This window comes from Kitasatospora sp. NPDC088134 (genome assembly GCF_044741705.1).
GTDB lineage: Bacteria > Actinomycetota > Actinomycetes > Streptomycetales > Streptomycetaceae > Kitasatospora.
The window spans coordinates 1-19,583 of record NZ_JBIUTD010000038.1; the positions used below are offsets into that span (position 1 = coordinate 1).

At 74.9% G+C, this 19,583-nt stretch carries 17 protein-coding genes and 1 pseudogene; 9 read left to right on the plus strand and 9 right to left on the minus strand.

Annotated elements, in window-relative coordinates; translation table 11 throughout:
- The first annotated feature begins 287 nt into the window (after positions 1-287).
- Positions 288-605, plus strand: coding sequence for a hypothetical protein (locus tag ACIOHG_RS35085; protein ID WP_400956986.1), 318 nt, complete (start codon positions 288-290; stop codon positions 603-605).
- A 19-nt stretch (positions 606-624) separates the two neighbouring features.
- Here ACIOHG_RS35085 and ACIOHG_RS35090 read toward each other — a convergent pair whose 3' ends face one another.
- The 3 genes from ACIOHG_RS35090 to ACIOHG_RS35100 all read right to left on the minus strand — a co-directional run bounded on the left by ACIOHG_RS35090 (position 625) and on the right by ACIOHG_RS35100 (position 5,566).
- Positions 625-1,272 carry a response regulator gene (locus tag ACIOHG_RS35090; protein ID WP_400956989.1) on the minus strand — a complete coding sequence of 216 codons (648 nt, stop codon included), beginning with the start codon at positions 1,270-1,272 and terminating at the stop codon, positions 625-627.
- Positions 1,273-1,319: 47 nt separating this feature from the next.
- Positions 1,320-2,909: a histidine kinase gene (locus ACIOHG_RS35095; RefSeq protein ID WP_400957149.1), complete on the minus strand. Its 1,590-nt coding sequence runs from the start codon at positions 2,907-2,909 to the stop codon at positions 1,320-1,322.
- Positions 2,910-3,004: 95 nt separating this feature from the next.
- Positions 3,005-5,566: a SpoIIE family protein phosphatase gene (locus ACIOHG_RS35100; protein WP_400956992.1), complete on the minus strand. Its 2,562-nt coding sequence runs from the start codon at positions 5,564-5,566 to the stop codon at positions 3,005-3,007.
- Between the two features lie 118 nt (positions 5,567-5,684).
- Between ACIOHG_RS35100 and ACIOHG_RS35105 the strand changes: the two genes are divergently transcribed.
- The 3 genes from ACIOHG_RS35105 to ACIOHG_RS35115 all read left to right on the plus strand — a co-directional run bounded on the left by ACIOHG_RS35105 (position 5,685) and on the right by ACIOHG_RS35115 (position 8,312).
- Complete coding sequence (locus ACIOHG_RS35105) at positions 5,685-6,995, plus strand: polysaccharide deacetylase family protein (RefSeq protein ID WP_400956995.1); 1,311 nt, start codon at positions 5,685-5,687, stop codon at positions 6,993-6,995.
- Between the two features lie 43 nt (positions 6,996-7,038).
- The gene (locus ACIOHG_RS35110; protein ID WP_400956997.1) at positions 7,039-7,503 is read left to right on the plus strand and encodes a GNAT family N-acetyltransferase; all 465 of its coding nucleotides are present in this window, start codon (positions 7,039-7,041) and stop codon (positions 7,501-7,503) included.
- 182 nt (positions 7,504-7,685) lie between these two features.
- Entirely contained in the window at positions 7,686-8,312 is a 627-nt protein-coding gene (locus ACIOHG_RS35115; protein ID WP_400957000.1) for a hypothetical protein, read from the plus strand.
- Between the two features lie 100 nt (positions 8,313-8,412).
- Here the strand turns inward: ACIOHG_RS35115 and katG are convergent, their stop codons facing one another.
- Positions 8,413-10,632, minus strand: a complete 2,220-nt coding sequence (katG, locus tag ACIOHG_RS35120) for a catalase/peroxidase HPI (protein ID WP_400957152.1) — start codon at positions 10,630-10,632, stop codon at positions 8,413-8,415.
- Between the two features lie 316 nt (positions 10,633-10,948).
- Here katG and ACIOHG_RS35125 point away from each other — a divergent pair, with 316 nt between their 5' ends.
- A complete protein-coding gene (locus tag ACIOHG_RS35125; protein WP_400957003.1) occupies positions 10,949-11,473 on the plus strand; it encodes a hypothetical protein in 525 nt (174 codons plus the stop codon).
- Positions 11,474-11,571: 98 nt separating this feature from the next.
- On the opposite strand, the gene ACIOHG_RS35130 is transcribed toward ACIOHG_RS35125, so the two are convergent.
- Positions 11,572-12,597 carry a mechanosensitive ion channel family protein gene (locus ACIOHG_RS35130; protein ID WP_400957006.1) on the minus strand — a complete coding sequence of 342 codons (1,026 nt, stop codon included), beginning with the start codon at positions 12,595-12,597 and terminating at the stop codon, positions 11,572-11,574.
- A 243-nt stretch (positions 12,598-12,840) separates the two neighbouring features.
- Between ACIOHG_RS35130 and ACIOHG_RS35135 the strand changes: the two genes are divergently transcribed.
- Positions 12,841-13,875 (plus strand): YihY/virulence factor BrkB family protein, encoded by a 1,035-nt coding sequence (locus tag ACIOHG_RS35135; protein ID WP_400957009.1) that lies wholly within the window; start codon positions 12,841-12,843, stop codon positions 13,873-13,875.
- 23 nt (positions 13,876-13,898) lie between these two features.
- Here ACIOHG_RS35135 and ACIOHG_RS35140 read toward each other — a convergent pair whose 3' ends face one another.
- Positions 13,899-14,540 (minus strand): TetR/AcrR family transcriptional regulator, encoded by a 642-nt coding sequence (locus tag ACIOHG_RS35140; protein WP_400957012.1) that lies wholly within the window; start codon positions 14,538-14,540, stop codon positions 13,899-13,901.
- A gap of 187 nt (positions 14,541-14,727) precedes the next feature.
- Here ACIOHG_RS35140 and ACIOHG_RS35145 point away from each other — a divergent pair, with 187 nt between their 5' ends.
- The 3 genes and pseudogenes from ACIOHG_RS35145 to ACIOHG_RS35155 all read left to right on the plus strand — a co-directional run bounded on the left by ACIOHG_RS35145 (position 14,728) and on the right by ACIOHG_RS35155 (position 16,373).
- Positions 14,728-15,273 carry an NAD(P)H-dependent oxidoreductase gene (locus ACIOHG_RS35145; protein ID WP_400957015.1) on the plus strand — a complete coding sequence of 182 codons (546 nt, stop codon included), beginning with the start codon at positions 14,728-14,730 and terminating at the stop codon, positions 15,271-15,273.
- Positions 15,274-15,623: 350 nt separating this feature from the next.
- A pseudogene (locus tag ACIOHG_RS35150) lies at positions 15,624-15,956 on the plus strand (hypothetical protein); the annotation flags it as partial.
- 60 nt (positions 15,957-16,016) lie between these two features.
- Positions 16,017-16,373: an immunity 51 family protein gene (locus ACIOHG_RS35155; RefSeq protein ID WP_400957154.1), complete on the plus strand. Its 357-nt coding sequence runs from the start codon at positions 16,017-16,019 to the stop codon at positions 16,371-16,373.
- Positions 16,374-16,474: 101 nt separating this feature from the next.
- Here ACIOHG_RS35155 and ACIOHG_RS35160 read toward each other — a convergent pair whose 3' ends face one another.
- The 3 genes from ACIOHG_RS35160 to ACIOHG_RS35170 form a co-directional block, all read right to left on the minus strand.
- Positions 16,475-17,245 (minus strand): transglycosylase family protein, encoded by a 771-nt coding sequence (locus ACIOHG_RS35160; protein WP_400957018.1) that lies wholly within the window; start codon positions 17,243-17,245, stop codon positions 16,475-16,477.
- A gap of 499 nt (positions 17,246-17,744) precedes the next feature.
- Entirely contained in the window at positions 17,745-18,512 is a 768-nt protein-coding gene (gene map / locus ACIOHG_RS35165; RefSeq protein WP_400957020.1) for a type I methionyl aminopeptidase, read from the minus strand.
- A gap of 530 nt (positions 18,513-19,042) precedes the next feature.
- Entirely contained in the window at positions 19,043-19,309 is a 267-nt protein-coding gene (locus ACIOHG_RS35170; protein ID WP_400957023.1) for a hypothetical protein, read from the minus strand.
- Positions 19,310-19,583: the final 274 nt, after the last annotated feature.

Sequence of the window (19,583 nt, forward strand, 5' to 3'; positions counted from 1 at the left end):
ACACGGACCCGGTCGCCACGAGATCCTGGAATCGAGTCCGTGCCGCAGCGATCAAATCCGGACAGTTGGGGGGAATCCCCTATCGAACGCCCTCTGAGAGGCTCCGCCACCCCCTCCGGCAGCGTACCGACCCCATTCTGCCTGCTGGGAGGGCTGTTCCGGTAGGACCGGACGCACATCCGATCGCCCTTGTCGGGGTGGCCCGCCGGGGCGCAGACTCGTCCGCATTCCCCCTTGGACGAGTCGACAGGAGCCGTGTGTCCACACACGTTGATCATGAACTGGCTTTGCGGGCACGGGTGTTGCTGGCGGGCAGCGAGGCGCCCGGCCCGTGGGAGACCTATCGGGCGCACCGGCTGCTGGCCCGGGTCGCCCCGGCGGTGCACCTGCCGCGCCTGGCGCTGGCCGCGGTCGAGATGACCGTCCACCCGCCGGTGGCGCCCCATCGGGATCTCCAACTCGGCCTGATGGCAGAGGCGTTGGCGGCGTTCGCGGCGATCGACCCGGCGGACCCGTTCCGCCCCCGGGCGCTGGCGGTGTTCCGGGAGAAGTACCGCGAACGGGCCGAGCTGCTCGGGATCGACCCGGAGGTCCCGTTCCCCTGACCGCCCGCCGGACGGTCCGTCAGAGCGCGGCGTCGCGGGCCAGCAGGGCGGCCTGCACCCGGTTGCCGCAGTCCAGTTTGGCGAGGATGCGGCTGACGTAGGTCTTCACCGTGGCCTCGCTCATGTGCAGGCGGGCGCCGGTGTCGGCGTTCGACAGGCCCTCCCCCAGCAGGTCCACCACCTCGCGTTCGCGCGCGGTGAGCACCGCCAGCCGTCGCCTGGCCTGCTCGCCGCGCGCGGCGGCGGTTCCGTCGGCGAGGCTGTCGACGATGTGCCGGGTGGCGGCCGGGGAGAGGAAGGCGTGTCCGGTGGCGGCGGCCCGGACCGCCTGGATCAGTTCGGCGGGGGCGGTGTCCTTGAGCAGGAACCCGGCGCCGCCCGCGCCGATCGCGCGCAGCACGTTCTCCCGCTCGCCGAAGGTGGTCAGCACGATCGCCCGGGTGCCGGGCGCCGCGCGGGGCAGTTCGGCGAGCGCGCCCAGCCCGTCCAGCACCGGCATCCGGATGTCCAGCAGCAGCACGTCGGCGGCGAGTTCGCGGGCCAGCCGGAGCGCCTGCGCGCCGTCCGCGGCCTCGCCGACCACCTCGATGTCCTCGGCGGAGCCGAGGATCATCCGGATGCCGGCCCGGATCAGCGGCTCGTCGTCGGCCACCAGCACACGGATCACCGCACGGACTCCCTCTCGCGCTCCGCCCGGCCCGGCGGCCGGGGCGGCTACACCTTCCCACGGAAGTGCTGCTTCTCCACCAGCGCGCCGTCCTTGAAGCAGAACCGGACCACGTCCTGGCCGCCGGCCGAGTCGCCGTCGAGGTCGCCGGCGAACCAGCGGCAGTGCGCGCCCTCCGGGACCGGCGGGCCGACCTTGCGGAAGTCGTGGGTGAGGAAGTCGCTGCCGGACGGCAGCCGGTCGTTGACGCTCTGCTCGGACTGGCCGACCTGGAACGCGTCGTACAGCCCGGTGTCCACGGTGGCCTCGCGCAGCGAGTTGACGAACAGGATCACCCCGACCACGCCGACCAGCGCGACCACCCCCAGCACCCCGAACGCGCCCAGCGCGCAGCCCACCAGCGGGCTCCGGCGGCGCTTCTCCGGGCCGACCAACTGGCCTGCCAGCGCGGCGAGTTCCTCGTCCTCCAGCTCGGCGGAGAGCATCGCGGCCGCACCGTCGGGGGCGTACGGCAGCAGGCCGGCCAGCCGGAAGCCGCCGTCCGGCGCGGGCCCCGCGTGCACGATCCCGCCGAGCAGCCGGGCCCGTTCGCGCAGCCCCGTCAGGCCCTGGCCGCCGGAGACCGCCGCCGCCGCGTCCCCGCCGGGACCGTTGGCCACCTCCACCACCAGGGTGTCCGGCTCGTAGCGGACCGTCAGCGCGATCCGCCCGCCGGGGGCGTGCTTGTGGGCGTTGGTCAGGCCCTCCTGGGCGATCCGGTACGCGGCGTGGCCGGTCGGCGCGGACACCTCGCGCGGCGTGCCCTCCCGGCGCAGCTCGACCTCGGTGCCGGCCGTCCGGGACGCCTCGGCCAGCGCGCCGATCGCGTCCACCCCGCCGGGCACGGTGGCGCTGTCGTCCTTCAACAGGCCGACCACCTCGCGCAGTTCGCGCATCGCCCCGGTCGCGGCCTGCCGCAGCACACCGACCGCCTCGCGCTGGCGCTCGCCCAGGGTGCGGTCCACCTCCAGCGCGCCGGTGTGCACGGCGATCAGGGCCAGCTGGTGGCCGAGGCTGTCGTGCATGTCCTGGGCGATCCGGTGGCGCTCGCGCAGCCGGGCCTGGTGGGCGATCATCACCCGTTCCCGGACCAGCTGCTCGTTGCGCTGGCGCAGGCTGTCCAGCAGTTGGGTGCGCTGCGCCCGGTACCGGCCGAAGACCGCGGGCAGCACGCCGACCAGCAGGAACCCGACCGTGCAGACGCCGATCAGGCCGATCACCGGGAAGGGCTCGTACCCGTGCTGGAGCACGGCGGTGCCGATCATGCCGAGGAAGCCGAGGCCGAACACCAGCGGCGCCTGCCAGGGGCGGGTGATCCGGCGGCCCGCCGAGTGACCGGCGGCGGCCAGCACCGGCAGGAAGCCGGAGGCGCCGCCGGAGGCGATCGAGGCGAGCACCAGCACCGGGCCGGGCAGCCCGCGCCGCAGCGCGAACAGCAGCACGGCCGCCGCCGTCACCGGGACGGGCGGCCAGCCGACGCTGTCGCCCAGCTGGAACAGCCAGGCCAGGGCGCCGACCAGCAGCCCGACCAGCACCTCACGGACCACCGGCCGCCACGTCCACGGCCCCGGGAACGCCTTCCCCACCCACGTGCGCATCACCCTGCGACCCTAGCGAGTGCCCGCCCCGCCCCGCTGTCGCCGAAAGCCGCACCCCGCCCGCGACCATCGTCGTACCCCGGAGCGGCGCGCTCTCAGCCTGCCAGCCGGGCGATCAGCAGCGCCACGTCGTCGGCCCGGTGGTCGCGGTGGCGGGCCTGGCCGAGCAGGGTGTCGGCGAGCGGTTCGAGGGTGTCGGCGGCGGCGTGCGCGAGGGTGCTGCGCAGCCGGTCGATGCCCTCGGTGAGCGGGGCGGCGGCGGACTCGACCAGCCCGTCGGTGTACAGCACCAGGGTGGCGCCGGGCGGCAGCACGGTCGCGGTGACGGGGAAGTCCAGGTCCGGGTCGATGCCGAGCAGCGGGCCGCCGGCCAGGTCGAGCAGGGTGGTGCGGCCGCCCGGGTCGCGCAGCAGCGGCGGGAGGTGCCCGGCCCGGACGCCGTGCAGCAGGCGGGTCGCGGGGTCGAGGCGGAGCAGGCAGCAGGAGGCGAGCAGCCCGGCGTCCAGGTCGGCCAGCAACCGGTTGGTGCGCCGGGCGACGTCCGCCAGGGGTTCCCCGCCGCTGGCGAACGCCCTCACCGCGCTGCGGAGTTGGCCCATCAGCGCGGCGGCCTTGACGCTGTGGCCCTCGACGTCGCCGATGACCAGGACGACGCCCGCGCGGCCGGGCAGCACGTCGTACCAGTCGCCGCCGATCTCCATGCCGCGGGTGCCGGGGAGGTAGCGGGCGGCGGTCTCCAGCCCGGGGACGGTCGGCAGCCGGTGCGGCAGCAGGGCCTGCTGCAGGCCGCGGGCGACGGCGGACTCGGCGTCGTAGAGCCGGGCCCGTTCCAGGGCCTGGGCGATCAGGCCGCCGAGGGCGCCGAGCACCGAGCGGTCCTCGACGGTGAAGGAGCGGGGCCGGTCGAAGCCCAGGATCAGGCTGCCGACGGGGTGGCCGGAGGCGATCAGCGGGAGGAACGCCCAGGCCCGCATCTCGTCGCGGGCGATGCCCGGGTAGGCGGCGGCCAGTTCCCGCTCGGACTCGAAGAAGACCGGCGCGCCGGTGGTGAACACCTCGGTGCCGGGCAGCCGGGTGCGGATCGGGGTGCCCTCGAAGGGTTCGAGGAAACCCGGCGGGTAACCGCTTTCCGTCACCAGGTGCATCCGCCCGTCGCGGGCCAGGTAGAGGGCGGTCTCCTGGCCGCCGAACCCGGGCAGGATCTGCTCGACGACGGCCGCGGCGACGTCCTGGACGGTGACCGCCTCGGCCAGCGCGGCAGCCAGCTGCAGCAGGTGGTAGACGGTGCCGACGGAGGCGGTGGTGGCCGGCGGGGCCTCCGGCAGGGTGGTGTCGGTGCTGGGCGCGGCGGCCACGATCCGGCCGGTCAGGCCGTGCCCGTCCGGGTAGAGCGAGAACGCCAGCCAGTGGCCGGGCGGGCGGCGGGCCAGGAACGCGGTGGGCTGCTGGGAGAGCATCGCGGAGCGGTAGCGGTCCTCGTAGGCCGGGTCGGCCAGCCAGGGCAGCACCTCCCAGGGGCGGCGCCCGAGCAGTTCGGCGCGGGTGGCGTGCAGCAGCAGCTCGGCGCTCCGGTTGACGTGGCCGACCCGCCCGTCGGGGTCGAGCGCGAACACCCCGTCGCGGAGTCGTTCGACCGCGGCGGTGGCGGCCGCGGCCGCGGTGGCGTCGACCACCGCGACCACCAGCCGTCCCGCCCCCGCCACCGGGTGCCCGTGCAGTTCGAGCGGACGCAGCCCCCCGCCGGCCTCGCGCAGCCGCACCCGCTCGGTGAACGGGCGCCCCTGCTCAGCGGCCCTGCGGACGGTGCGGCGCAGCCGGGCGGCGTCCTCGGGGACGAGACGCTCCAGCAGGTCGGGGCCGTCCGCGCCACGCTCTTCACCGTGGTTCGCACCGTGCTCCTTGCCGTGCTCTTCGTCGGCCCCTTTGCCGGAGCCGGGCGGGCCGTGGCCGTGGTCGAGCAGGCCGCTGCCCGGGTCGAGGAGGTCGCGCAGGGCGGCGTCGGGGACGAGCAGGCCGGTGGCCGGGTCGCGGTCGAGGAAGCCGAGCCGGACGCCGTCGCCGCCGGGCCCGGGCAGCGGCACCACGGTAGGCGGGCCGTCGGCGCGGACCAGGTCCCCGTACGGGAGCAGGCCGGTGGCGAGGCGGTTGCCGGCGCCGCGCAACTGTCGGCGGGCGGCGGCGGGCGGGCGGGTGCCGTCGGACGGCCAGAAGACGGCGAGGGCGCCGAAGTCCTGGTCCCCGGCGGTGACGGGGGTGGTGGCGGAGGCGTGCGCGTAGGGCAGTCCGACGGCCAGCCGGGGGTAGCGGCGCGCGGTGTCGTCGGCGTCGGCGAGGACGATGGTGCGACCGCCCCGGTAGGAGTCGGCGACGGGCAGCGGCGCGGCGACGGCGATCCGGTGGAACGGTTCGAGCAGCCGCGGCGGGATCCCGACCACGGCGGCGGCCACCAGCGAGCGGCGGTCGGCGGAACGCAGGTAGAGCACCCCGCCGTACGCGGCCGTGGCGCGGACGGCCCGCAGCAGGCCGTCGGCGAGCAGGGGCTCGGCCGCGCTCCACGGCGGCCGGGCGCCGTCCGCGGTCCGGTCGGGGCGCGTCGCCGGGTCGGTCTGCGGGGGCGAGGCCGGTTCGAGGGGCTCCGCCGGGACACCCTGGCCCATGTTCTTCTCTGTACGCCGCACCCGGGAGCGCGTCAAACGGGGGACGGCGGTGGGCCGTCCGGGTGGCGGGGCGCAGGCCGACGGTAGGGCAAGTACGACAAGGGGATCATCGGCCGGTATGCCGACCCCTGCCGCCCCACCCGAACCCGCCGAACCCACCGGCTCCACCACGCCGGCCGACCTCGCCGGTCCTGCTGACTCCGCTGCACCTACCGCACTCACCGGCCCCACTGGCTCCGCCGCATCCCCCGGCTCCGCCCAACCCGCCGCCCCGGCCGAACCCACCGGCTCCGCCACGCCGACCGACCTCGCGGGCCCCGCCGAACCCACCGGTTCCACCCAACCCGCCGCCCCTGCCGGCTCCACCGTGCCAGCCGACTCCACCGGCTTCCCCGGCTTCTCGGGGTCCACGCAATCCGTCGAGTCCCGCCGCCTCCGCCACGCGGATCGTCCCCGCCGCCCGGGCCGGGCCCGTCGGCGCGGGCTGGCCGCTCTCACCGCGCTCGCCGCCCTCGCCGTCGGCTGCTCCGCGCGGCCCGCCCAGGACCCGCCCCCGCAGGCCGCCGACCGGCCCACCCGGGCCGCACCGCCCGCCGCCGGGGCCCCGGCCGCTCCCGCCGCACCGGCTGCTCCCGCCGCGCCCGCGATGCTTCCGCAGGCTGCCGGCCGACAGGAAATGAACAGCCGACTCTCCTCCGTCGAGCGCGAGTCGACGCTCGAACAGGCCGCCGCGACGGCCCGCCGCTGGGGGCTGGCGGCACTCCCGTTGAAGGCGCCCGCCCCGCCGGCCGTCAAACCCGCGCTCGCCGACGGCCCCGGCGTCAAGCGCTCTGCCGGCCTGCCGCCCGTGGTGTACCGCGTCCCGACCAGTGACAAGGTGGTCTTCCTCACCGTCGACGACGGCGCCGAGAAGGACCCCCGGTTCGCCGCGATGGCCGCCGAGTTGGGCGTGCCGCTGTCCGCGTTCCTCTCCGACTACCTGGCCCGCTCCGACTACGGCTACTTCCGCGCCATGCGCGAGCACGGGACGGCCCTGAACAACCACACCGTCAACCACCCGGACCTGCGCCGCCTCGGCCCCGACGCGCTGCGGCGCGAGATCTGCGGCCAGCAGGACCGCCTGGAGCAGGAGACCGGCACCCGGCCCCGCCTGTTCCGGCCCCCGTACGGCGAGTACACCGAGGCCGCGCTGCGCACCGCCGCGTCCTGCGGGATCGAGGCCGTCCCGCTGTGGAACGAGGAGGCGTTCCCCGACCGCGTCGAGTACCGCTACGCCGACCAGAAGCTGCACCCGGGCGACATTGTGCTGACCCACTTCCGGGCCCCGTCCGCCGACTGGAAGGGCGACATGTCCGACATGCTGCGCCGGGTGGTCGACACCGCCACCGCCCAGGGTTTCGCCGTCGCCCGCCTGGAGGACTACCTCTGACCGGGAGTGCGGCCGGATCGGCGGGCGGAGGTAGCCTTCCCGAATGATCACGTCACCCCGTCTGGAGAAGATCACCGCCGCGAACCTGGACGCGGCGCTCGCCGTGCAGGTCCGCCCCGACCAGGCCCACCTGGTCTCCCCGGTGGTCCACTCGCTGGCCGAGGCGTACGTCTACCCCGGGGTCGCCTGGCCCCGGCTGATCATGGACGGGGAGCGGATCGTCGGCTTCCTGATGGCCTTCTTCGACATCGACTTCCGCAACGACGGCACCGACCACCGCTCCGGCCTGTGGCGGCTGAACATCGTCGCCGGGGAGCAGGGCCGCGGCTACGGCCGCTACGCCGTCCAGCAGGTCGCCGCCGAGATCCGCCGCCGCGGCGGCACCCGCCTCACCACCACCTGGCACCCCGGCCCGGACGGCCCCGAAGCCTTCTACCTCGGCCTCGGCTTCCGCCCCACCGGCGAGACCAGCGGCGACCAGACCGTCGGCGAACTCGACCTCGCCTGACCCCGCCCCGCCCCGGCCCGGCGCGACCGGGCGGCCGGGGAGGCACCCGGTCACCCGGCCCTCCTTCGCGCCCCGGGGTCGGCCAGGACCCTTGACAGTCAGGTGGTCCAGACCACCAATATGGGTCCGGTCCAGAGTGCTTCAGGTCTCCGAAGTCCCCACCTTCGAAGGGAGCGCGGTCCATGGCCGGACCCGTTCGCACACCACTCCGAACCCTGCTCGCCGCAGCCGCCGCCCTCGCCGGCGTGGCCCTCACCGGCCCCGGCGCTGCCGCCGTCCCCTCCCCCTCGAGCTCCCCGTCGCCCTCGGCGTCGAGCGTCCAGGTGCCCGCCGTCCAGGTGCAGGTCAGCCCGTCCTCGGGCGCGGTGACCGCCGGCTCCTCGACCACCGCGACCGTGCACACGGCCCTCGTCAACAACGGCTCGAACACGTCCGTCGCGATGACGGTCAGCGGCGTTCCTGCGGGGGTCAGTGCCTCGGTCAGCCCGTCCTCGGTCAACGGGGGCTCCAGCGCCGCCCTGTCCGTGTCGACCGTGTCCACGGTCGTCCCCGGCACCTACACGCTGACGGTCGAGGGCACGCTGACCGGCACCTCGGCCACGTCCTCCGCGACCTACACGCTCACCGTGACCGGCACCGCCACCCCTCCGGCGTGCCCCGCCGCCCCCTGGGTCGGCACACAGGTCTACACCGCCGGCAACACCGTCTCGTGGCAGGGCCACCGGTGGGGCGCCAAGTGGTGGACGCTGGGCGAGGAGCCCGGCACCACCGGTCGGTGGGGCGTCTGGCAGGACCTCGGTACCTGCTGATCCGGAGGATCCGGCCCGGGAAGGCGGGCGGCCTTCCCGGGCCGGGCCGCGGAGGCGCAGCGCACGGCGGTGGTGGTGCCGACGGGTCGCCGACGGCGGGTCAGGACCGCGGGCGCTCCCGCAGGTCGAACCGGTCCAGGTCCATCACCTGCGTCCAGGCGGCGGCGAAGTCCTCGACGAACTTCGCCGCGCCGTCGGCGGAGGCGTAGACCTCGGCGAGGGCGCGGAGTTCGGCGTTGGAGCCGAACACCAGGTCCGCGCGGCCGGCGTGCCAGCGGACGGTGCCGGTGGCGCGGTCGCGGCCTTCGTAGAGCGAGGGGTCGTGCGCGGCGGGGGTCCACGCGGTGGTCCGGTCGAGGAGGTTGACGAACCAGTCGTTGGTCAGCACACCGGGGGTGGCGGTCAGCACGCCCGTCGTGCTGCTCTGGTAGGTCGCGCCGAGGGTGCGCAGGCCGCCGACCAGGGCGGTGAGGTGCTGGGCGCTCAGGGCGAGCAGGTCGGCGCGGTCGACGAGGCGGTACTCGGCGGGGACGGCGTCCTTGCCCGGGTAGTTGCGGAACCCGTCGGAGGCGGGCTCCAGGTAGGAGAAGCCGTCGATGTCGGTGTGCTCCTGGGTCGCGTCGACCCGGCCGGGGGTGAAGGCGACCTTGACGTCGTGCCCGGCGTCCGCGGCGGCCTTCTCGACGGCGGCGGTGCCGGCCAGCACGATCAGGTCGGCCGTGGAGACGCCGTGGCCCTCGGGGCGGGCGGCGGCGAAGTCCGCGCGGATGTCCTCCAACTGCCGCAGCAGCCCGGCCAGGCGGTGGGGCTCGTTGACGGCCCAGCCGTTCTGCGGCTCCAGCCGGATGCGGGCGCCGTTGGCGCCGCCGCGCTTGTCGCTGCGGCGGAACGTCGACGCGGAGGACCAGGCGAGCCACACCAGGTCGGCGGTCGGGATGCCGGCGGCCAGGACCCGGGACTTGAGCTGTTCGACGGCGCCGGGGTCGAGCGGCGCCTCGGTGGGGGCGGGCAGCGGGTCCTGCCAGATCAGCTGCTCCGCGGCGACCTCGGGCCCCAGGTAGCGGGTGATCGGCCCCATGTCGCGGTGGGTGAGTTTGTACCAGGCCCGGGCGAAGGCGTCGGCGAACTCCTCGGGGTGGTCGAGGAAGCGGCGGCAGATCCGCGCGTAGTCCGGGTCGACCCGCATCGCCACGTCGGTGGTCAGCATGGCGGGGGTGCGCCGGGCGGCGGGATCGTGCGGGTCGGGGACGGTGTCCTTGCCCGCTCCGTCCTTGGGCCGCCACTGGTGCGCGCCGCCCGGGCTCTTCGTCAGCTCCCACTCGTAGCCGAGCAGGATCTCGAAGTAGCGGTTGTCCCACCGGGTGGGGGTGTCGGTCCAGATGACCTCCAGGCCGCTGGTGACGGTGTCGTTGCCCTTGCCCGTTCCGTGGGTGCCCTTCCAGCCCAGCCCCTGCTCCTCCAACGGAGCGGCCTCCGGCTCGGGGCCCAGGGTGTCGGAGGGCGCGGCGCCGTGGGTCTTGCCGAAGGTGTGGCCGCCCGCGCACAGGGCGACGGTCTCCTCGTCGTTCATCGCCATCCGGGCGAAGGTCTCGCGGATGTCGGTGGCCGCGGCCATCGGGTCCGGACGGCCGTCGGGGCCTTCGGGGTTGACGTAGATCAGGCCCATCATGGACGCGGCCAGCGGCGCCCGGAGCTCGCCGTCCTCCTGGTGCCGGTGGTCGGTGAGCCACACCGCCTCGGGGCCCCAGTACACGGCCTCGTCCGGGCCCCACACCTCTTCCCGGCCGCCGCCGAAGCCGAAGGTCGTGAAGCCCATCGACTCCAGGGCCACGTTGCCCGCCAGCACCATCAGGTCGGCCCACGACAGGGCCCGCCCGTAGGTCTGCTTCACCGGCCACAGCAGCCGCCGGGCCTTGTCGAGGTTGACGTTGTCGGGCCAGGAGTTGACCGGGGCGAAACGCTGGAGCCCGGCGCCGTTGCCGCCCCGGCCGTCGGTGACCCGGTACGTGCCCGACAGGTGCCAGGCCATCCGGATGATGAACGGGCCGTAGTGCCCGAAGTCCGCGGGCCACCAGTCCTGGGAGGTGGTCAGCACCCGCTCGATGTCCCGTTTCACCGCCGCCAGGTCGAGCGCGTCGAACGCGGCGGCGTAGTCGAAGCCGTCCCCGTTCGGATCGGCGCCCCCGGCGTAGCGGCGCAGCACGCCGAGGTCGAGGCGCTCGGGCCACCACTGCTGGATGCCGTCCCCCTTGAGCGGGCCGGGCTGCCCGCCGGTGAACGGGCAGCCGCCGGCGGTTGCCGATCCGGTGTTGTCGGGCAGCGCGTTGGTCTGGGCCTGCTCGCGGTTGTCGGGCACGTCGCGGTTGTCGGGCACGGGCTCGCCTTTCGACGGGGGCGGGAACGACCGGGCGGACCCGCCAGGAGGGGCCCGACCCGGATGCGCGCGCACCCCCGGAGCCGGCGGCGCGGACGGCACAGCCCGATCGTGTGACCGGCCCGGCCCACCGGCAACCGCTGCACCGGGCGACGGCCACCCTCCGTGTTCGACCCGGTGCCCGACCGGGCGCGGGAGCCCGGGCCCCGACGCCTTCCGTCGCCCGGAGCGCCGGTCCGGGCACCGTCGGTATCGTCGAGGTATGGCGAAGACAACACCGCTGGGAGCCGTGGCTCGCGGGGCACTCGCCGGCGCCGCCGGCACGCTCGCGATGGATGCGCTGCTGTACCTGCGCTACCGGCGCACCGGCGGCGAGGAACGGTTCGCCCCCTGGGAATCGTCGGCCTCCCTCCGGGGCTGGGAGCACGCCCCGGCCCCCGCACAGGTCGGCCGCCGACTGGTGGAGGGCCTGTTCCAGCGCAAGCTGCCCAACCGGTGGGCCCGGACGGCCAACAACGCCACCCACTGGGCCTACGGCTCACTCGGAGGTGTGCAGTACGGCCTGCTGGCCGGGTCGCTGCGCAGGCCTCGGATCGGCTACGGCCTCCCGTTCGGCGCGGGAGTGTGGGCGACGGGCTATCTCGTCCTGCCGGCGACCGGCCTCTACCGGCCGATCACCGACTACGACCGGAGCACCCTGGCCAAGGACCTGACCGCGCACCTGGTGTACGGACTGGCCACCGCCGCCTGCTTCGCCGTCCTGCAGCCCGCAGGCCGCGACGCGTAGGCCGTCCCTTCCGGTTCATCGCGTCATCGCGTCATCGTGTCATCGTGCCGACCGGACGACGGCGGCGATGCGTCGGAGCATGCGGGGCGGCCGTGCGTTCACCCCTCCCGGCCGCCCGCGACGGTGACCCTGGGGAGGGCGTGCGGGTGGTGTTCGCGCAGGTGGGCGACCAGGTGTTCGCGGAGTTCGCAGCGGAGGGCGAAGGCGTCGTCGGCGTTGGCGGCGGTGGCCAGGGCGCGGACCACCAGGGTGCTCGGGGTGGTGTCGACGACCTGGAGGGCGCTGCCCTCGCCGTCCCAGCGCGGGTTCTTGGCGAGGAAGTCCTCGAACTCGATCCGCAGCAGGTCGACGGGAGTGCTGTGGTCGAGGTGCAGCAGCGCGGTGCCGGTGATCCGGGAGGTGCGGCGGGACCAGTTCTCGAACGGGCGGCCCGCGAAGTAGGACATCGGCATCACGATCCGGCGCTGGTCCCAGGTGGCGATCACCACGGCGGTCAGGGTGATCTCCTCGACGGTGCCCCACTCGCCGCCGACCACCACCACGTCCCCGATCCGGGCCAGGTCGCCGAAGGCCATCTGGATGCCCGCGAACAGGTTCGACAGGGTGCTCTGCGCGGCGATGCCGGCCACCACGCCGACCAGTCCGGCGGAGGCGAGCAGGCTGGTGCCGAGCACCCGCACCGCGGGGAAGGTCATCAGCATCGCGGCCAGCGCCAGCAGCGCGATCGCCGCCTGCAGGATCCGGCCGAGCAGCCCGGCCTGGGTGCGGGCCCGGCCGACCCAGCCCGGGTCGCGCCGCCGCACGGCGAGCCGCACCGCGCCGTCCAGCAGCAGGACGGCGGCCCGGCCGGCCAGCCATCCGCAGGAGCCGATGGTGGCCAGCGTCAGCAGGTGCGCGACGCCGGCGGGCGCCCGGACCCACGGCTGGGCGGCGAGCATCAGCAGGCAGGCCGCGACGGCCAGCATCGGCCGCCGGCAGCCGCGCAGCAGCTCCGGCACCGCCCCCGACCGGGTGGACCGGGCGGCCAGCCGGACCGCGACCGCCTCGACGAGCCGGTCGAGCCCGTACAGCAGCACCCCCACCGCCGCCCCGGCCGCCACCAGCCGCACCGCGCTCCACCACACGTTCCCGCCTCCTCGCGCCGACGTCCGTCCCCGAACGGTCCGCCGGGGAACGGGTGCCGCCTTTCCGCCGCGCCCGGATTCACACCCCGCCGACGCCCCCTCCGCGGCCCGCCGCCCGTTGCGCACCCCGGCACCGGATTGGCTCCCCGCCGCCGGATTCGCTGCCCTCCGCCAGATTCGCTGCCCGCGGCCGGGCATACGCGGGACGGCAACAGCGGGCCGCGAGCCGGGAGGTGCGGGCAGGTGAACCCGATCGAGCGGGCGCTGCGGGCGGTCGACCGCACCCAGCGCCGGATCAGGCCGGTCGCCGCGACGGTCGGCGTGGTGAAGAAGTACGGCGACGACCGGGGCGGCCTGCTGGCCGCGCTGATCACCTACTACGGCTTCGTGGCGCTGGTGCTGCTGCTCCTGCTGCTGTCGACGGTGCTCGGCTTCGTGCTGCACGGCCGCCCCGGTGCGCAGCGGGCCGTGCTGGACTCCGCGCTCGCCGACTTCCCGATCATCGGCGACCAGCTGCGCGAGAACGTGCACTCGGTGCGGGGCAGCGGCCTGGCGCTGGCGATCGGCGCCGCCGGGCTGCTGTACGGGGCGCTCGGGATCGCCCAGGTGCTGCAGCACGCGATGGCGGAGGTGTGGAACGTGCCGGGGGTGCGGCGGCCGGGGTACTGGCCGCGGCTGGCCCGCAGCCTGCTGCTGTTCGCGGCGCTGGGGACGGGGACGGTCCTGGCGACGGCCTCGGCGGCGCTGGTCGGCACGGCCCCGGCCGGGCCGTTCGCCCGGGTGGGCGGGCTGCTGCTGTCGGCGGTGGTGAACACGGCGCTGTTCGCGCTCTGCCTGCGCATCCTGACGCCCCGTGAGATCGGGACGCGGGCACTGCTGCCTGGCAGCGTCCTCGCCGGGCCGCTGTTCACCCTGCTCCAGGCGTTCGGCGCGGCCCTGGTGGCGCACCAGTTGCGGCACGCCACGGCGGTGTACGGGTTCTTCGCCACCGTGATCGGCCTGCTGTCCTGGCTGTACCTGGCGGCGCAGGTGACGGTGCTGGCCGCCGAGTCGAACGTGGTGCTGGCGCGCCGGCTGTGGCCGCGCTCGCTGCTCCAGCCGCCGCTGACCGGCCCGGACGAGGAGGTGCTGGCCTCGCTGGCCCGGCAGGAGGAGCGCCGCCCGGAGCAGCGGGTCGAGGTGGACTTCACGGACGACGGCAACGCTGCGGACGGGAACGTCGCCGACGACGGGAACGGGAAAGGCTCGGCGGGCCCGCCGGGACGGGGCGGGGGCTGACGGGCCGAGGGGCCGAGGGGTGGTCAGCGGGCCAGGCGGGTGACCAGGTCGCGCCAGGCGGCTTCGAGCTGTTCGGGGCTGCGGCCGCGCCGGGTCAGCTGGTCGTGGATCAGGGCCGGGTCGAGCATGCCGAGCAGGGCGTCGGCGAGGAGTTCCAGGTCGCCGTGGACGCCGGCCGCGCGGAGCAGCAGGACGAGGTGGCGGGTGCGGACCGCGCGGGGGGCGGCGGTGTAGCGGGTGGCGGTGTGCCGGTCGGACTCCAAGTAGACGTTCATGTGGGCGAGTTGGTGGCGCAGCGCGGTCTCGCCGAAGGCGGTCAGCCGGGCCAGTGGGGCGGCGCCGGGGCCGAGCGGCGGCGGGCCGAACATGAAGGCGGCCTGGAACTCGCGCTCGGTGCTGTCGAGCACGGCGTACAGCAGGCCGGTGCGGTCGCCGAAGCGGCGGAAGACCGTCCCCTTCCCGACTCCGGCGGCGGTGGCGACCGCGTCCATGGTGAGATGTTCCGCGCCCCGCTCCCGGATCAGTTCGGCGGCGGCGCCGAGGACCTTGACCCGGTTGCGGGCGGCGTCCGCGCGCTCGGCCGGCTCCTGGTCGTGGAGCGGGAGGAGGGGGCGGTCGGCGGGCGGGGGTGCGACCGGTCCGGTGGGGGTGGCGGGGGAGGTCATGGGCCTCACTCTAACTCCCTCCGGAAGAAAATGGACTGTGGTCCGTTTCCGTGGCAGACTCCATTCGGGCCCCCAACCGGACCACAGTCCGGTAAAGCCGGTCCGCAGTCCGGCAACGCCGGTCCGCCGTTCGTTCCCCGTGGCCCGCGAGGGCCCCGGGCAGATGACGTCTCTCGGGAGTTCCCACATGTCCGTCCGCATCCTCGCCCTCGTCGGCAGCCTCCGCGCCGGCTCGCACAACCGTCAGCTCGCCGAGGCGGCCGTCAAGCTGGCGCCCGAGGGCGCCGAGGTGACCATCGCCGAGGGCCTGGCCGAGATCCCGTTCTACAACGAGGACATCGACGTCGAGGGCAGCGTCCCGGCCGCCGCCGTCGCGCTGCGCGAGGCCGCTGCCGCGGCCGACGCGCTGCTGCTGTTCTCGCCCGAGTACAACGGCACCATCCCCGCCGTGCTGAAGAACGCCATCGACTGGCTGTCCCGCCCGTACGGCGCGGGCGCGCTGACCGGAAAGCCGGTCGCCGTGGTCGGCACCGCCTACGGCCAGTACGGCGGCGTCTGGGCGCAGGACGAGGCCCGCAAGGCCGCGGGCATCGCCGGCGCGAAGGTCCTGGAGGACGTGAAGCTCTCCGTGGCCGGCTCGGTGGTCCGCTTCGCCGAGACCCACCCGTCCGACGACGCCGAGGTCGCCGCCCAGCTGGCCGCCGTCCTGGGCCAGATCGCCGCGGCCGCCTGACCCAGCACCGCCCGCACCACGACGGCCGCGCCCCGGCACCCCTGGGGCGCGGCCGCGCGCGCTCCCGGCGACCCGCCGCCCCGGAGCGTGCCTGCCCGGATGGCCCCGCCAACGTCTCAATGGCGTACGGAAAACGCTTTCCCGTTGGTCCGTCAGTTCGGCTCCGGCGCCCGACCGCACCGCAGTCGCGCCGAAGGCGTACCGCTATCGCACCGTAGGCGTACCGCAGTCGCGCCGAAAGCGAGCCCGGCTCGCGTCCCACCATGCGGAAAGGCCGGTGGTGCGGGGAGCGGCCGTGGTCGACTGGGCGGCACACCCACCCCTGGCCGGAGGAGTTCGCCGTGGCGCCCGTGCTGCCCTCGCTCGACGGACTGGAGTTCGCGCCGGTCGCCCGCGCCGCGCACGGCGAGGTCGACCCCGGGACCCGGTTCGCCTACCGCGAGCGGGACGGCCGGGTCTGGGCCGACTACCGGGGCGGCGAGATCGTGCACGGGCACCTGGTCGGCACCCGCACCGGCGACACCGTCGACTTCCGCTACGTGCAGCTCAACCGGGACGGCGAGACCAACTCCGGCCACTGCGTGAGCCGGCTGACCCGGCTCCCGGACGGGCGGCTGCGGCTGGACGAGACCTGGCGCTGGGAGTCCCGCCCGGGCGCGGGCACCAGCGCCGTCGAGGAGGTCCTGCCACGCCCGGTCGGCCCGCCCGCGCCGCTGTCGGCGGGGCCCGGTAGCGTCCGGCCCATGACTGATCGTGAGACCTACGCCCCTCTGGTGTTCTTCGAGTACGACCACCGGCCCGGCTCCTACTGCCTGATGCTGACGGACGACCGGATGACCGAGGTGGACGAGGTGTTCGAGGCCGCGGGCCAGCCCAACGGCGGCTACGGCTGGGAGGCGGTGGCGCGCTCCGCGGTGCAGAACCGGGCCCCGCACCTGGAGGGGCGGTTCAGCTACGACCCGGAGGCCGGCATGTTCGTGGCCTACGGCGACGACCCGGCGGCGCTGCGCGAGCTCGGCGCCCTGCTCTCCGGCGCGTTCGCGGACCGGCCCGCGCTGCGCGAGCTGATCGACGCCGCCGACCCCGACTGGTTCGACTGAGCCGCCGCCCGGGCACGCGAGAACGCCGACGGCCGCCCCTCCCGACATGAGGGGCGGCCGTCGGCGTCCTGCGAAGTGGCCTACTGGGCCGGGGAGTCGCCTCAGACCGAGAGGACCTGACCCGGGTAGATGACGTCCGGGTTGGCGCCGATGGTCTGCGCGTTGGCGTTGAACAGCGCGTCCACGGTGGTGCCGTTGGCGGCCGCGATCGCACCCAGGGTGTCGCCGTCCTTGACGGTGTAGCTGCCGCCGTTGCCCTTCGAGCCGTTGTCGCTCTTCTTCCAGGACTGGGCCTGGCCCTGACCCTGGCCCTGGTCGGTGGAGCGCTGCGAAGTGCCCTTGTTCGACGAGGAGTTGGTGGACTGGGCGTCGGTCGAGGTGGTGGCCGGCTTCGAGGACTTGGTGGAGCTGCTGGAGTTGCTGGAGCTGCCCGCGGAGGTGTCGACCTGGGCGGCGGCGCCGCCCTTGGTCAGACCGGCCTGGATCGAGCACACCGGCCAGGCGCCGGGGCCCTGGGAGGCCAGCACCTTCTCGGCGACGGCGATCTGCTGCGCCTTGCTGGCCTGGTCGGCCTGCGGGGCGTAGGCGGTGCCGCCGAAAGCGGCCCAGGTGGAGGAGGTGAACTGCAGGCCGCCGTAGAAGCCGTTGCCGGTGTTGATGGACCAGTTGCCGGTCGACTCGCACTGCGCGACCTTGTCCCAGGTGGACACGTCCGCGGCCGAGGCCGAGGTCGCCGCCACGAGGCCGGCCACCGGGAGGACGGCCACCGCGGAGCCCGCCACGACGGCGGCGCGGACGCGGTTGCGGGTACGGCTGCCCTTCTCGGCGGTGGTGGCGGTCGTGGCGGCGGCGGTCTCGTTACGGAAGATCATGCGGTTCCTTTCGGATGCCCCGGGCAGGCAAGGCGGAACCAGGGCCCCGATGGGCCCGCGGTCTCTCGCGCTTGTGGATCGGACGGGGCCGGTCGCTGATCGACCGGCGCTCGTCGCGGTCACCCTGCCCGTACGGGCGGCTGGTCTGCCGCGCCGGGGCTTCGATTCGGGTGATCCCGGGTAGTGCGCCCTGCACTGGTTACGAAGCTACGGGCGTTCCGACCGAACGCCAAGCATTCGAAGGTCTGCCCAGCTCAGCGGCCTGTTACCGCCGGTACAGCGGCTGCCGCGGGCCGACCGGACCGCGATTTTCCGGGCCCGGACGCCGCGCGGTGTGACCGGGCTCACCGGTTTTGGGCCCCGATCGCCGGGGAACGGCGCACAGCGCGTGACGGGGCGCTGACCGGCTGCCGACCGTCCAGCGCCCGGGCTATGGGGCGGGCCACAGCCGCCACCGACCGTCCATCCGCCGCTCACCCAGCGTGGCCGAACTGCCGCCTCAGGAAAGGGCAGTGAGCACCCGCGGCCCGTCCTCGGTGATCGCCACGGTGTGTTCGGCGTGCGCGCCGCGCGAGCCGTCCGCCGAGCGCAGCGTCCAGCCGTCCGGGTCGGTCTTCAGCTTGGCGGTGCCCGCGCACCACCACGGCTCCAGCGCCAGGGTGAGGCCGGGGCGCAGCTCCAGCCCGCGTCCGGGGCGGCCGACGTTGGCGACGTGCGGGTCCTCGTGCATGGTGCGGCCCAGGCCGTGGCCGCCGAAGTCGGTGTTGATCCGGTAGCCCGCGCCCTGGCCGACGGCGGCGATGGCGGCCGAGATGTCGCCGATCCGGTTGCCGGGCACCGCGGCGGCGATCGCCGCGTCCAGCGCCGCCCGGGTCGAGTCGACCAGCCGGACGTCCTGCTCGGCGGGCGTGCCGAGGATGACGGTGACCGCCGAGTCGGCCACCCAGCCGTCGATCGACACCGCGAAGTCCAGGCTCAGCACGTCCCCGTCGCGCAGCACGTACGGGTGCGGCTGCCCGTGCAGCACGGCGTCGTTCACCGACAGGCAGATCACGTTGCGGAACGGGCCGCGGCCGAAGGACGGCGCGTAGTCCCAGTAGCAGGACTGCGCGCCGCGCCGCTCGATCAGCTCGCGGGCCCGCAGCTCCAGGTCCATCACGTCCCGCCCGACCTCGGCGAGCGCGGACAGCTCGGCCAGCGTCTCGGCGACGAACCGGCCGGTGACGGCCATCTTCTCGATCGACTGCGGGTTCTTGAACTCGATCACGGCGCGACTCCCGGGACGGCCCGGCCGCCCGCTCGAAGGGGCCGCCGGCCTTCGCGGACCGGCGGCGGACAGCGCCACGCTAGCAGGCGAACGGTATTCAAATACCGCCGCCCTCCACCGTCCGGGCCGGGCGTCGGCTGCGGCTGCGGCTGCGGCTGCTGGTTTGCGAGTGGCGGTCCGGGCGTCGAATCGATCGTCCGCCCACAACCGTTGTCGAGGCGCCCTCCCCGTGCCTCACCGGGGGAAGCACACCCGCGGCTCCCGGAAAGACAACGGCTTCTCGGCCTGGTCTTTCACCGCGCACGGCGAGGTGGGCCTGGAGCATCTGCACCGCGCCGGTGAGCTCGAAGGGCGCGTCCGCGCGCGTGCACAGGCACTCGCAGAAGTCCGTCCGAAAGCGGGACAGCACGTCCCGCTGCTCGACGGCGGGCAACTGTGCCCGACAGCCCGGCAGGCCGGCCTGGAAGCCCTGTTCCCGGCCTCCGAGCAATCGGACACGTCGAGCAGGCCCTGTACGACGCCGGCGGTTGTCACTCCGGGGGACCGGGCCGGTGGACCCTGCGGTTGCGGTACAGCGTTCGCCGCTTGGCCGACGTTCGGGTGGGGTCGTAGTCGAACGCTGCGGCCGTCACCCCGTGATCCGGGGGGAGCGTGGCGTTGATCCGCACGACGTGCGGGTAGGCGAACCGGTCCACGAGCGGGACGCGCAGCCACGCGCGCAGCCAGAGTGGATAGTCATGGGTCCGCAACGGCAGGCCATGTCGGCCGTCGAGATGGTTCCAGCCGGGAATCCGCATCGATGAGGCTCCTTCGCGTGCGGGCCGGGGGGTTCTCGCCACCACGGTACGGGGTGCGGCGGGGCCTGGCGGTGCAGGCCCCGCAGCCGGCTGACTCCGGGTCAGGTTCCGCAGGTGAAGCGGCCGCTCGCGCTGCGGAGCAACGGGCCGTCCGTGGAAGTCACCGTGTCGGCGGGCGCGGCCACGGTGCCGGGCACGGGATGCCGCACGACGTGCACGGGCCGGATCGCGGTCGAGCCCCCGTTCAGCGAGCGGGAGGTCGCCCACCTGCGGA